The 12972-nt window shown below is 62.0% G+C and carries 13 protein-coding genes; all 13 read left to right on the top strand.

Features of this window, described 5'->3' with window-relative positions:
- The first annotated feature begins 46 nt into the window (after positions 1–46).
- On the top strand, positions 47–649 hold the full coding sequence (gene rpoE / locus RTQ46_RS01750; RefSeq protein WP_312434211.1) for an RNA polymerase sigma factor RpoE: 603 nt from the start codon (positions 47–49) through the stop codon (positions 647–649).
- Positions 650–724: 75 nt separating this feature from the next.
- Positions 725–1051 (top strand): sigma-E factor negative regulatory protein, encoded by a 327-nt coding sequence (locus tag RTQ46_RS01745; protein WP_312434210.1) that lies wholly within the window; start codon positions 725–727, stop codon positions 1049–1051.
- A gap of 361 nt (positions 1052–1412) precedes the next feature.
- Complete coding sequence (locus RTQ46_RS01740) at positions 1413–2816, top strand: DegQ family serine endoprotease (RefSeq protein ID WP_312434208.1); 1404 nt, start codon at positions 1413–1415, stop codon at positions 2814–2816.
- Positions 2817–2897: 81 nt separating this feature from the next.
- Complete coding sequence (locus RTQ46_RS01735; protein ID WP_312434207.1) at positions 2898–3143, top strand: glutaredoxin family protein; 246 nt, start codon at positions 2898–2900, stop codon at positions 3141–3143.
- Positions 3144–3456: 313 nt separating this feature from the next.
- Positions 3457–5247, top strand: coding sequence for a translation elongation factor 4 (gene lepA, locus RTQ46_RS01730; protein WP_312434205.1), 1791 nt, complete (start codon positions 3457–3459; stop codon positions 5245–5247).
- A 3-nt stretch (positions 5248–5250) separates the two neighbouring features.
- Complete coding sequence (lepB, locus tag RTQ46_RS01725) at positions 5251–6168, top strand: signal peptidase I (protein WP_312434204.1); 918 nt, start codon at positions 5251–5253, stop codon at positions 6166–6168.
- Between the two features lie 60 nt (positions 6169–6228).
- Positions 6229–7065 carry a ribonuclease III gene (gene rnc / locus RTQ46_RS01720; RefSeq protein ID WP_312434202.1) on the top strand — a complete coding sequence of 279 codons (837 nt, stop codon included), beginning with the start codon at positions 6229–6231 and terminating at the stop codon, positions 7063–7065.
- Entirely contained in the window at positions 7062–7964 is a 903-nt protein-coding gene (gene era / locus RTQ46_RS01715) for a GTPase Era (RefSeq protein ID WP_312434201.1), read from the top strand. Before rnc ends, era begins: the two co-directional genes overlap by 4 nt.
- A 28-nt stretch (positions 7965–7992) precedes the next feature.
- Positions 7993–8835, top strand: a complete 843-nt coding sequence (gene recO, locus RTQ46_RS01710; protein WP_312434199.1) for a DNA repair protein RecO — start codon at positions 7993–7995, stop codon at positions 8833–8835.
- A 34-nt stretch (positions 8836–8869) separates the two neighbouring features.
- On the top strand, positions 8870–9637 hold the full coding sequence (pdxJ, locus tag RTQ46_RS01705) for a pyridoxine 5'-phosphate synthase (RefSeq protein ID WP_312434198.1): 768 nt from the start codon (positions 8870–8872) through the stop codon (positions 9635–9637).
- Positions 9637–10041, top strand: coding sequence for a holo-ACP synthase (gene acpS, locus RTQ46_RS01700; RefSeq protein ID WP_312434493.1), 405 nt, complete (start codon positions 9637–9639; stop codon positions 10039–10041). The genes pdxJ and acpS overlap by 1 nt, the downstream gene beginning before the upstream one ends.
- A gap of 11 nt (positions 10042–10052) precedes the next feature.
- Positions 10053–11933, top strand: coding sequence for an excinuclease ABC subunit UvrC (gene uvrC, locus RTQ46_RS01695; RefSeq protein ID WP_312434196.1), 1881 nt, complete (start codon positions 10053–10055; stop codon positions 11931–11933).
- Positions 11934–12041: 108 nt separating this feature from the next.
- Complete coding sequence (pgsA, locus tag RTQ46_RS01690; RefSeq protein ID WP_065306612.1) at positions 12042–12626, top strand: CDP-diacylglycerol--glycerol-3-phosphate 3-phosphatidyltransferase; 585 nt, start codon at positions 12042–12044, stop codon at positions 12624–12626.
- Positions 12627–12972 lie beyond the last annotated feature (346 nt).

Below are 12972 nucleotides of genomic sequence, written 5' to 3'. Positions count from 1 at the left end.
ATATCCATACGGGTGCCCGCACTGCATGCTACCAGGGACATTCGGCGTGAGTACTGAACGCGAAGGTGATCAATTACTGGTCGAGCGGGTCCAGGCTGGCGACAGGCGGGCATTCGACGTGCTGGTATCGAAGTACCAGCGGCGCCTGATGCGGCTGGTGTCGCGGCTCGTGCATGACCCTGCGGAGGCCGAGGATGTGGTGCAAGAAACCTTTATCAAGGCATACCGGGCGTTGCGGCATTTCCGCGGCGATGCCGCCTTTTATACCTGGCTGTACCGCATCGGCATCAATACGGCCAAGAATTATCTGCTTACGCAGGGCCGGCGTACGCCGACGTCCAGCGACACCGACGCCGGGCAGGCGGAGTCCTTTGATGACGGCAACCGGCTGCGCGACAACAATACGCCCGAGTCCGTACTGGCCAGCAAACAGATCGCCGCCACCGTCAATGCCGCCATGGATGTGCTGCCGATCGAATTGCGCACCGCCATCGTGCTGCGGGAAATCGAAGGGCTGAGCTATGAAGAAATCTCGGAAATCATGGCGTGTCCGATAGGCACTGTGCGCAGCCGCATCTTTCGTGCGCGCGAAGTGATTGCGGAAAAGCTCAAGCCCTTGCTGGACATGCCGATTGACAAACGCTGGTAATGCCACGACCATGCATTGTGGCAATAGGTAATACCTGGCGCCAGGGCGCGCCGACCTTCTTGACTTGCAGGACCCATGATGGACACATTTCCAGGATTGCACGAGCATATTTCGGCTTTGGCCGACGGTGAACTGCCGGCCGCCGAACTAGAACTGGCGTTTGCCGCGCTCGATACGGATACCGGACGGCAAGCCTGGCGCGCCTATGGGCTGATCGGCGAGGTGCTGCGCGCCGGGCAGGGCGCCGGTGCGCTGAGCGCCGGCTTTGGCGCCGCCCTGGCCAGCCGCCTGGCGGCCGAGGCGCCGATCACGGCCGACGATTTGCGGCCGGTGGCGCTGGCGCCGGTTGCCACGCCCGGCGCGGCCGAGCCGCTGGCGGCCGGACCGCTACCGCAGCCGTAATGCCGGCCCGGCACAGCAAGGCATGGCGCTCCGCCGCCTTACAGCTGGCTTAACGGTGGCCGCTCCCTCTTGACACCCGACTGGTGCACGATTGACACTATCAGCAAGCGATATCTTGCTTATGCGATATATTGTTGCATGGTTTGCCACGCGCGGCCTTCCTGCCACACGCGTTGCAGAACGCATCCGATCTCACGCAGGTGTCATGGCCAGAGGGCGTGCTGGCAGCAGCTTGATCCGACTCAACATTCGAAAAGATAACTCCATGAAAAAAAATATTTGTGCACCCAGCAAAACGTTTTCAGCGAAGACGCTTTCCGCTTTATGTCTGGGAACCGCCGGTGTCTTCTTTGCGCCCGCCATGCTGGGCCTCGCGCCGGCCCAGGCCGCCGTGCCGGCCGTGCGTTCGGTGCAGCTGCCTGATTTTGCCGACCTGGTCGATGCCGTCGGTCCGGCCGTGGTGAATATCCGCACTACCGAACGCCTGAAGATGGATGGCGGCACGGCCGGCGGCGCCGACGAGCAGGAAATGCAGGAATTCCTGCGCCGCTTCTTTGGCGGCGCCATGCCCACGCCGCGCCAGCAGGCGCCGCGCAGCCGCCGTGCGCCGCAGGAGCAGGAAGTGCAGCGCGGCGTCGGCTCCGGCTTTATCATTTCCGCCGATGGCTATGTGCTGAGCAATGCGCACGTGGTCGACGGCGCCGACGAAGTGTATGTAACGCTGACCGACAAGCGCGAATTCAAGGCCAAGGTGATCGGCGCCGATGCGCGCACCGACGTGGCGCTGCTGAAGATCGAAGGCACGAGCCTGCCGCGCGTGACCATCGGCGACTCGGAAAAGATCCGCGTCGGCGAATGGGTGATCGCCATCGGCTCGCCATTCAACCTGGAAAACACGGTCACGGCCGGCATTATCTCGGCCAAGTCGCGCGATACGGGCGACTACCTGCCGCTGATCCAGAGCGACGTGGCCGTCAATCCCGGCAACTCGGGCGGGCCTTTGATCAACCTGCGCGGCGAAGTGATCGGCATCAACTCGCAAATCGCCACGCTGTCCGGCGCCTATAACGGCATTTCGTTTGCCGTGCCCATCGACGAGGCCATGCGCGTCGGCGAGCAGCTGAAAAAGTCCGGCAAAGTCGTGCGGGGCCGCATCGGCGTGCAGATCGGCGAAGTGAGCAAGGAAGTGGCCGAGTCGCTGGGCTTGCCGAACGCCAAGGGCGCGCAGGTGTCGATGGTGGAGCCGGGCGGTCCGGCCGACAAGGCGGGCATCAAGCCGGGCGACATCATCCTGAAATTCAATGGCGCGCAGATCGAGCGCTCCTCCGACCTGCCGCGCCTGGTGGGCGGCTCGGCCGTCAACGGCAAGGCCAGCATTACCGTCTGGCGCAAGGGTGCGCAGCAGGAAGTGCCGGTCACCGTGGTCGAACTGGAAGGCGACAAGAGCGCCGGCAAGGCGCCTGCAAGGCAGCCGGAAGCGCAGGCCAGCAATGCGCTGGGCCTGAAGGTCAGCGACGTGCCGGCCGCCAAAAAGCAGGAACTGAAGATCGAGGCCGGCGTGCTGGTCGATGACGCCGACGGCGTGGCGGCGCTGGCCGGCCTGCAGCCTGGCGACGTGATCCTGCAACTGAATAACGTTGCCGTGCGCGACGCCAAGCAGTTCAATGGGCTGGTGGCCAAGCTCGATCCGAAGAAAACCTCGGCCGTGCTGGTGCGCCGTGGCGAGACGACGCAGTTCGTGTCGCTGCGCCCATCTGCCAAATAATTTTTAACCCGCACCCCGCCGAACACCGGGGTCGGACCCTGAGGGTCCGACCCCGGCTTTTGCGGTTGGGTTTGTCCAAACATGCACTTTACCCTCTATTCCCGCAGTTATTGCCACCTTTGCCAGGACATGTTCGACGCCCTGCAGCTGCTGCACACCCCTGAAAAACCGTTTACGGTCGAGGTGATCGATATCGATGAATCTGCCGATCCCACGCTGCTGGCGCGCTTCGACGAGCTGGTGCCGGTGCTGTTCGGCGACCTGGCGCAGCCCGAGCTGTGCCACTATTTTCTTGACGCGGCGGCAGTCCGGGCGCAACTGGCTTAATTTAAAAACAAGATTGGCCCTGCATTGCACCATTGCCGCGCCGGAAACAGGCGAAATTACATCGCCGCCCCGGCGCCATCCTCTGAAAGACGGGCTTTCTACCCTGAAATCCGGTAAAATGGGGAGGTCGAAAAAGCTACTGTCCGAGGCAGCAGCTTCTGTCGCTTCAAAAGCGCTCGCCTGGGCATGCAGATGTCCTGCTCGGAGCGCTTTTTTCATCATGAGCGGGGTGCCGGGTTTGGCCCTGTCTGGCCCGGACATGATCCCCTGATTCCTGTTTAAGCAGTGTCGTCACTCGCACATATATTAGTTAATGAACAACATACGCAACTTCTCCATCATCGCCCATATTGACCACGGTAAATCAACCCTGGCGGACCGCATCATTCAGTTATGCGGCGGCTTGTCCGACCGCGAGATGGAGGCGCAGGTGCTCGATTCCATGGATCTGGAGCGCGAACGCGGCATTACCATCAAGGCACAAACGGCGGCCCTGCACTACAAGGCGCGCGACGGCCAGATCTACAACCTGAACCTGATCGATACACCGGGCCACGTCGACTTCAGCTATGAAGTATCGCGCTCGCTGTCCGCCTGCGAAGGCGCGCTGCTGGTAGTCGACGCCTCGCAAGGCGTGGAAGCGCAAACGGTCGCCAACTGCTACACGGCGCTGGACCTGGGCGTGGAAGTGGTGCCGGTCCTGAACAAGATCGACTTGCCGAATGCCGATCCGCCGAACGCCATTGCCGAGATCGAAGACGTGATCGGCATCGACGCCGGCGACGCCGTGCATTGCTCGGCCAAGACCGGTTTCGGCGTGCTCGACGTGCTGGAGCAATTGATCGTCAAGGTGCCGCCACCGAAGGGCGACCCGGACGCACCGCTGCAGGCGCTGATCGTCGATTCCTGGTACGACGCCTATGTCGGCGTGGTGATGCTGGTGCGCGTGGTCAACGGCACCCTGAAACCGAAAGACAAGATCCGCCTGATGGCCACCGATTCCGTGCAGCTGGTGGAAGACATCGGCGTGTTCTCGCCCCGTTCGCAATCGCTGCCGCAGCTGTCCGCCGGGCAGGTGGGCTTCGTTATCGCCGGCATCAAGGAACTGAAGGCCGCCAAGGTGGGCGATACCGTCACCCTGGCCAGCCGTCCTGCCAGCGAGCCTTTGCCCGGTTTCAAGGAAGTGCAGCCGCAGGTGTTTGCCGGCCTGTTCCCGGTCGAGGCGAACCAGTACGATGCGCTGCGCGACTCGCTGGAAAAACTGAAACTCAATGACGCCGCGCTGATGTACGAGCCGGAAGTGTCGCAGGCGCTGGGCTTCGGCTTCCGCTGCGGCTTCCTGGGCCTGCTGCACATGGAAATCGTGCAGGAACGCCTGGAGCGCGAATTCGACATGGACCTGATCACCACGGCGCCAACCGTGGTGTACGAAGTGGTGCAGCGCGACGGCAGCCTGATCAACGTCGACAATCCGTCGAAGATGCCCGATCCGTCGCGCATCGAGGAAGTGCGCGAGCCGATCGTCACGGTCAACCTGTACATGCCGCAGGAATATGTCGGCTCGGTGATCACCCTGTGCATCGCCAAGCGCGGCATCCAGATGGACATGAGCTACCACGGCCGCCAGGTCAAGCTGATCTATGAAATGCCGATGGCCGAGATCGTGCTGGACTTCTTCGACCGCCTGAAATCGACGTCGCGCGGCTACGCCTCGATGGATTACGAGTTCAAGGAATACCGCGCGGCCGACGTGGTCAAGGTCGACATGCTGATCAACAGCGAAAAAGTCGATGCGCTGGCCATCATCGTGCACCGTTCGAACAGCCAGTACCGTGGCCGCCAGGTGGCCGCCAAGATGCGCGAACTGATCCCGCGCCAGATGTTCGACGTGGCGATCCAGGCCACCATCGGCGCCAACATCATTTCGCGTGAAAACGTGAAAGCGCTGCGCAAGAACGTGCTGGCCAAGTGCTATGGCGGCGATATCAGCCGCAAGAAAAAGCTGCTGGAAAAGCAAAAGGCGGGCAAGAAGCGCATGAAACAAGTGGGTTCCGTGGAGATTCCACAAGAAGCCTTCCTGGCAATCTTACAAGTGGACGGTTAATACATGAACCTGCAAGTGATTTTAGGAAATTTCGCGCTGATCCTGTTCGTGCTGATGGTGATCACGGGCTTTATCTGGTGCCTCGACGTGTTCTACCTGTCGAAACAGCGCCGCAAGGCGGCCGACCGCGCGCTGGCCGAATTCGATGCGCGCCAGGCCAAGCTGGCCACCGAAGGCATCAAGGCCGAGCATGGCGGCAGCCGCGCCACGATCGAAGCGGCGCTGCTGCGCCAGCCGACCTGGGTCGAGTATTCGGGCAGCTTCTTCCCCGTCATCGCGCTGGTGTTCTGCCTGCGCTCGTTCCTGTACGAGCCGTTCAAGATCCCATCGAGCTCGATGGTGCCGACCTTGCTGGTGGGCGACCTGATTCTGGTAAACAAGTTCACCTACGGCATTCGTTTGCCAATCGTCAACAAGCGCATCATCGAGGTCAATGACCCGCAGCGCGGCGACGTGATGGTGTTCAAATATCCGAAGGACATGAGCCAGGATTACATCAAGCGCGTGATCGGCGTGCCCGGTGATAAAATCACCTATGACAACAAGCGCCTGACCGTCAACGGCAAGCCGGTCGACTATACGCCGCTCGACGATTATCTCGACGACGAAAGCACCGTGTACCACAAGCAGCTGGAAGAAAACCTGACGGGCGTGAGCCACCGCATCCTCAATGACGACCCGGCGCCGACCCTGAACCTGGGCCAGGTCAACGATTTCCCGCACAAGGATGCGTGCGACTACAACGAAGACGGTTTCACTTGTGTGGTGCCGGCAGGAAATTATTTCATGATGGGCGACAACCGCGACAACAGCGCGGACAGCCGCTACTGGGGTTTCGTGCCGAACGAAAATATCGTCGGCAAGGCTTTCCTGGTATGGATGAATTTCAGTAACTTGAAACGCGTAGGCGGCATCCACTAAGCCGCTGTCGTTCCGCGAGGAACCACCCCTGCATGCCGCGCGCCCGACACCCGCGCCGGCATGCCGACTCAATCAGATGACACAGAACCAACAATGAATCTTCAGCTATTGCAAACCCGTCTAGGCTATACGTTCCAGGATGCTGGCCTGTTGCAGCAAGCCTTGACGCATCGTAGCCACAGCAGTTTGCATAATGAGCGGCTGGAATTTCTGGGCGACTCCATTTTGAACTGCGTGGTGGCGTCCATCCTGTACGAACGCTTCAATGCGATCGACGAGGGCGACCTGTCGCGCCTGCGCGCCAACCTGGTCAAGCAGCAGTCGCTGTATGAAATCGCACAGAAGCTGGAGCTGTCGCAGTTCCTGCGCCTGGGCGAAGGCGAACTGAAGTCGGGCGGTTTCCGCCGTCCGTCGATCCTGGCCGACACGCTCGAAGCGTTGCTGGGCGCGATCTTCCTCGACACGGGCTTTGATGCGGCGCGCGACGTGATCCGCGCCTTTTATATTCCCATCCTCGATTCGGTCGATCCGCAAACGCTGGGCAAGGATGCCAAGACCCTGCTGCAGGAATTCTTGCAAAGCAAAAAAATCTCGCTGCCACAATACAATGTGGTGGCCACGCACGGCGCCGCCCACAGCCAGGAATTCGAGATCGAATGCCTGGTGCCCAAATTGAATATCCAGGTCTACGGTCGTGGCGGAAGCCGCCGCGCCGGTGAGCAAGCCGCCGCCAAACTGGCGCTGGAAGTGGCAGAGCAGGCACTGCTGAAGTCGCCTGCCGCCAGCCGCAAGCCCAAACCGCGCGCCGCCCAGCTCAAGCTGGCCGGCATTGCCACCATCCAGAGCGACGACGCCGCCGTTGCCGCTCACACTCAACAGAAATCGACACTCGCATGACAGCCACCAAAATGCCCGACACCTTCCGCTGCGGCTATATCGCCATCGTGGGCCGCCCGAACGTGGGCAAATCGACCCTGATGAACGTGCTGATCGGCGCGAAGGTCAGCATCACTTCGCGCAAGGCGCAAACCACGCGCCATCGCATCACCGGCATCCAGACCGTGCCCGACGCGCAGTTCATCTATGTCGACACGCCCGGCTTCCAGACGCGCCACTCGAACGCGCTGAACAAGACGCTCAACAAGACCGTCACCAACACGCTGATTTCGTCGGACGTGATCCTGTACGTGATCGAGGCGGGTACGTTCGGCCCGGCCGACCAGCAGGTGATGGATTTGCTGCCGAAAGAAGTGCCGTGCATCCTGGTGATCAACAAGTCGGACCGCGTCAAGGACAAGGCCGTGCTGCTGCCGTTCGCGCAGAAAGTGGCGGCCATGCGCGATTTCGCCGCCATCGTGCCGGTTTCGGCCAAGCTGCATTTCCAGCTCGAAGGCCTGCAGAACGAGATCAAGCGTTTCTTGCCGGAAAACCAGCCGATCTTCGGACCGGACGACATCACCGACCGCAGCGAGAAATTCCTCGCCTCGGAAATCGTGCGCGAAAAACTGTTCCGCTTTGTCGGCGACGAACTGCCGTACACCAGCACCGTGCTGATCGAAAAATTCGAGCAGGAAGGCGACTTGCGCCGCGTGTTTGCCGCCATTTTGGTCGAGCGCGATACGCATAAATCCATGATCATCGGCAACAAGGGCGCGCGCCTGAAAGAAGTGTCGACCCAGGCCCGCCTGGACATGGAAAAACTGTTCGGCGGCCCCGTGTACCTGGAAATCTGGGTCAAGGTCAAATCGGGCTGGGCCGACAACGAAGCCGGCCTGCGCGCCTACGGCTACGAGTAAGCCCACGCCAGCGGATGACGCCACACGCATGAGCATCGTCACGCCAGCGCTGCCCGGCGGCGCGCCTGCTGCCAGCGTCGTCCCGGCACCCGCGGTGCAAAGCGCCGCCGTGCCATCCCCGCCCGCGCCGCGGCGCACCGCCAGCCGCCCGCCCGGGCGCGATGGCCGCGTTACGGGCCAGCCAGCCTTCGTGCTGCACAGCTATCCCCACAAGGAAACCAGCCTGATCATCGACGTGCTGACGCGCGACTATGGCCGCATCGCGCTTGTCGCCAAGGGCGCCAAGCGGCCCCATTCGCAGCTGCGCGGCGTGCTGCAGACTTTCCAGCCCCTGCAGGCGGGCTGGACCGGCAAGTCCGAACTGCGCATCCTGACGGGCGCCGAATGGGTGGGCGGCATGCTGCCGCTGGAAAAGACCGCCTTGCTGTGCGGCTTCTACCTGAACGAGCTGCTGGTCAGATTGCTGGCGCGCGACGATCCCCATCCCGTGCTGTTCGACCACTACGTTGCCACCTTGAATCAACTGGCGCACAATGAGCCGGCGCCCATCGTGCTGCGCAAGTTCGAGCGCGCGCTGCTGAAGGAAACGGGCGTGGCGGCCGATCTCGCGCGCTGCACCGGCACGCGCCAGGCGGTGCAGGCAGGGCAGGTGTATGTGGTCGACCCCGAGCGCGGACCGCGTCCGGCGCAGGCCGGCGACGCCTGGCCGCGCATTACCGGCAAGACCCTGCTCGACATGGAATGCGAAGACTATGGCGACGTGGCGACGCAGGCGCAAAGCAAGCTGCTGATGCGTTTCCTGCTGGCCCACCAGCTCGGCGGCGCGACCCTGAACACGCGCCAGATGCTGATCGATTTGATGCAGTTGTAATGTTCAACCTATACAGTTATTACGGAAAATTACCATGAGCTTTTTGCAGCCAGCCGGCCCCGTCATCGACCTGGGCGTCAATATCGACCATGTGGCCACCTTGCGCAATGCGCGCGGCACCCAGTATCCTGACCCGATCCGCGCGGCCCTGCTGGCCGAACAGGCCGGCGCCGATTGCATCACTCTGCATTTGCGTGAAGACCGCCGCCATATCAAGGATGCCGACGTGATCGCCATCGCGCCGCAGCTGCTCACGCGCATGAACCTGGAAGCGGCGGTCACCGCGGAAATGATCGACTTTGCCTGCCGCATCAAGCCTTCCGATGTCTGCCTGGTGCCGGAAAAACGCACCGAAGTGACCACCGAAGGCGGCCTCGACGTGGTGCGCTACTACAAGGAAGTGTCGGCAGCCGTGAAACAACTGCAGGGCGAGGGCATCCGCGTCAGCCTGTTCATCGATGCGGACGAGCAGCAGATCTCCGCCGCTGCCGAGATGGGGGCGCCGGTGATCGAACTGCACACGGGCCGCTATGCCGATACCGAAGGCGCCGAACAGCTGGCCGAACTGGAGCGAATCAAGGCCGGCGTGCTGTTTGGCGCCAGCCGTGGCTTGAAGGTCAATGCGGGCCACGGCTTGCATTACACCAATGTGCAGGCGATCGCCGCGATTCCCGATATTGCCGAACTCAATATCGGCCACGCCATCGTCGCCCATGCCGTATTTGTCGGCTGGGAAAACGCGGTGCGCGAAATGAAGGCCATCATGGTCGCCACGCGCGTCGGTCATCGGGCAGGCAAATGATGATTTACGGCATCGGCACCGATATCTGCAAGATCCCGCGCATCGAAGCGGCGCTTGCGCGCCATGGCGAGCGGTTTGCGCAAAAGATCCTGGGGCCGCAGGAGCTGGAAAAGTTCCGCGCCCGCAGCGCCAAGAACGCCGTGCGCGGCGTGCGCTTCCTGGCCACCCGTTTTGCGGCCAAGGAGGCTTTCTCAAAGGCGATCGGCCTGGGACTGCGCATGCCGATGACCTGGCCTGCCGCACAGATGCTCAATCATCCGAGCGGCAAGCCGATGATCGTCTGCAGCGGCGTGCTGGCGCAGTTCATGGAACAGCATCGCCTCAGTGCGCAGGTGACCATCAGCGATGAGGAAGAGTACGCCGTCGCTTTCGTGATTGTGGAACAATCGCCAGCTAGCGAATAACCGAGCCAGCAATGACCGAAGCAATACCCGATCTGAACACCGTCGTCCCCGCACCCGATCCGCGCGCGCAAGTGCTGGCGACCGTGGCCAAACTGCCGAACCTGCCTGGCGTATATCGCTACTTCGACGCAAATGACAAGGTGCTGTACGTGGGCAAGGCGCGCGACCTGAAAAAGCGCGTGTCGAGCTATTTCCAGAAAAACCTGGCCAGCCCGCGCATCGCCATGATGGTCGAACGCATCGCGCGCCTGGAAACCACCGTCACGCACAGCGAAGCGGAAGCGCTGATCCTGGAAAACAACCTGATCAAGGCGCTGCAGCCGCGCTACAACATCCTGTTTCGCGACGACAAGTCCTATCCCTACCTGAAGATCACCGGTGGCGACGCGCCGCGCATGGTGTATTACCGTGGCTCGGTGGACAAGAAGAACCAGTATTTCGGGCCGTTTCCCAGCTCGTGGGCGGTCAAGGAATCGATGCAGATCCTGCAGAAGGTGTTCCTGATCCGCACCTGCGAAGACAGCGTGTACGCCAACCGCACGCGGCCTTGCCTGCTGCACCAGATCGGCCGCTGCAGCGCGCCGTGCGTGAACCTGATCAGCAAGGAAGACTACAAGCACGATGTCGAGAACGCGGCGCGCTTCCTGCGCGGCCGGCAAAGCGAAGTGATGGCCGACCTGGAAAAGAAAATGCACGCCTATGCGGCCGACCTGAAATTCGAGCAGGCGGTGGTGGTGCGCAACCAGATCGCCTCGCTGTCGCGCGTGCTGCACCAGCAGAGCATGGAAACCACGGGCGACGCCGATGTCGACATCATCGCCGTGCTGGTGCAGGGCGGCCGCGCCTGCGTCAACCTGGCAATGGTGCGCGGCGGGCGCCACCTGGGCGACCGCGCCTATTTCCCGAGCCAGCTCAGCGATGCGGCGGCAATCGCCGAGGAACCGATCGAGGTCGAAGTGCTGGCTGCTTTCCTGGCCCAGCACTACACGGAAAAATTCATTCCCGGCACCCTGATCCTGAATGTCGAATTCGACCAGCCGGCGCTGATGGTGGCGCTGATGGAACAGTGCGGCCACCGCATCAACCTGATCTTCCAGCCGCAGGGGCAGCGCCGCCAGTGGCTGGAGCTGGCCCAGAAGGGCGCCGAGATTTCGCTGGCGCGCCTGCTGTCCGAGCAGGGCTCGCAGCAGTCGCGCACGCGCGCGCTGGCCGACGCGCTGCGCCTCGAAGCGGAAGACCTCGACACCATTCGCGTCGAATGTTTCGACATCAGCCATACCCAGGGCGAAGCGACGCAGGCCTCGTGCGTGGTATTCCATCACCATGCGATGCAGAACGGCGAATACCGCCGCTACAACATCAACGACATCACGCCCGGCGACGATTATGCGGCGATGCGGCAGGTGCTGATGCGCCGCTATGAAAAGGTGGCCAATGGCGACGGCGTGATGCCGGACGTGGTGCTGATCGACGGCGGCAAGGGGCAGATCGAAATGGCGCGCCAGGTGTTTGCCGAGCTCGGTCTCGATATCAGCCTGATCGTCGGCGTGGCGAAAGGCGAGGGCAGGCGCGTGGGCCTGGAAACGCTGCTGTTCGTCGATGGCCGTCCGGCGCAGGAGTTGGGCAAGGAATCGGCGGCGCTGATGCTGATCGCGCAGATCCGCGACGAGGCGCACCGCTTTGCCATCACCGGCATGCGCGCCAAGCGTGCCAAGACGCGCCAGACGTCGAGGCTGGAAGAGATCGAAGGCATCGGCGCCAAGCGCCGCCAGAAACTGCTGTCGCGCTTTGGCGGCCTGCGCGGCGTGGTCGACGCCAGCGTGGAAGACCTGATGTCGGTGGAGGGGATTTCGACCCAGCTGGCGGAAGAGATCTACAAGCAGCTGCACTAGTATTTGCGGCCTGGTGCGGCAGCGCCGTAACCGGACTAGGCTAATACCCGCGTGCCATGTAGACTAGTGGCGCTTTGTTTAATTTACCCGTCGGCCGATTGCTTCCCTATGCCTTTTAATATTCCCATTCTCCTGACGTGGCTGCGCGTGGCCCTGATCCCGCTGGTCGTCGGCGTGTTCTACCTGCCGCCGTCGATGCTGCTGCATGGCGACCAGAACCTGGTTGCCACACTGGTCTTTATTGTTGCGGCCGTGACCGACTGGTTCGACGGCTTCCTGGCCCGCCGCTGGAACCAGACCTCCGCCTTTGGCGCGTTTCTCGATCCGGTGGCCGACAAGCTGATGGTGGCCGGCGCCCTGCTGGTGCTGGTGCAGCTCGACCGCGTCAATGCCGTGCTGGCGTTTATCATTATCGGCCGCGAGATCACGATTTCGGCCCTGCGCGAATGGATGGCGCAGATCGGCGCGTCGAAATCGGTGGCCGTCAGTTCGATCGGCAAGATCAAGACGGCGGCGCAGATGACGGCGATTCCACTGCTGCTGTACCACGAGGTGATCTTTGGCGCGATCGACACCCATGTCTGGGGCGAAAAGCTGATGTGGATCGCCTGCGTGCTGACGGTGTGGTCGATGTTTTATTATCTGCGCCTGGCGTGGCCTTTGATCAAGGAAAAGGCGGGCAATCTGCATTGAGCCGGGTAGTCGTAGTCAAGGGCATGAATGGCGGGCCGCAGGCGCGGGCCTGAGAAAATGCCGATGGCAGCGTTGCAACTCCTTGTCGTACTGACGTACTGCCTGCGTCGCTGCGCCTTGCCCTCGACATTTTTCAAACCCGCTTGGCCCGGAATGCCTTTGCCGGAGCTGGCGGTCTCAATCGGTTCTGTCGGCATGCTTGCGCTGTCAGGAGCGGACTTGAAGTGCAGGGGTAAAATCCCATTGACAGCCTCTGTAATCCCTCTATAATGCTGGCCTGTTGTTGATGACGCGGGAGTAGCTCAGTTGGTAGAGCGCAACCTTGCCAAGGTTGAGGTCGAGAGTT

This window comes from Janthinobacterium sp. (assembly GCF_031995485.1).
In the GTDB taxonomy this organism is placed as follows: Bacteria; Pseudomonadota; Gammaproteobacteria; order Burkholderiales; family Burkholderiaceae_D; genus Janthinobacterium.
The sequence above is the reverse complement of the archived record's forward strand: the minus strand, read 5'-3'. Positions and strand labels throughout refer to the sequence as shown.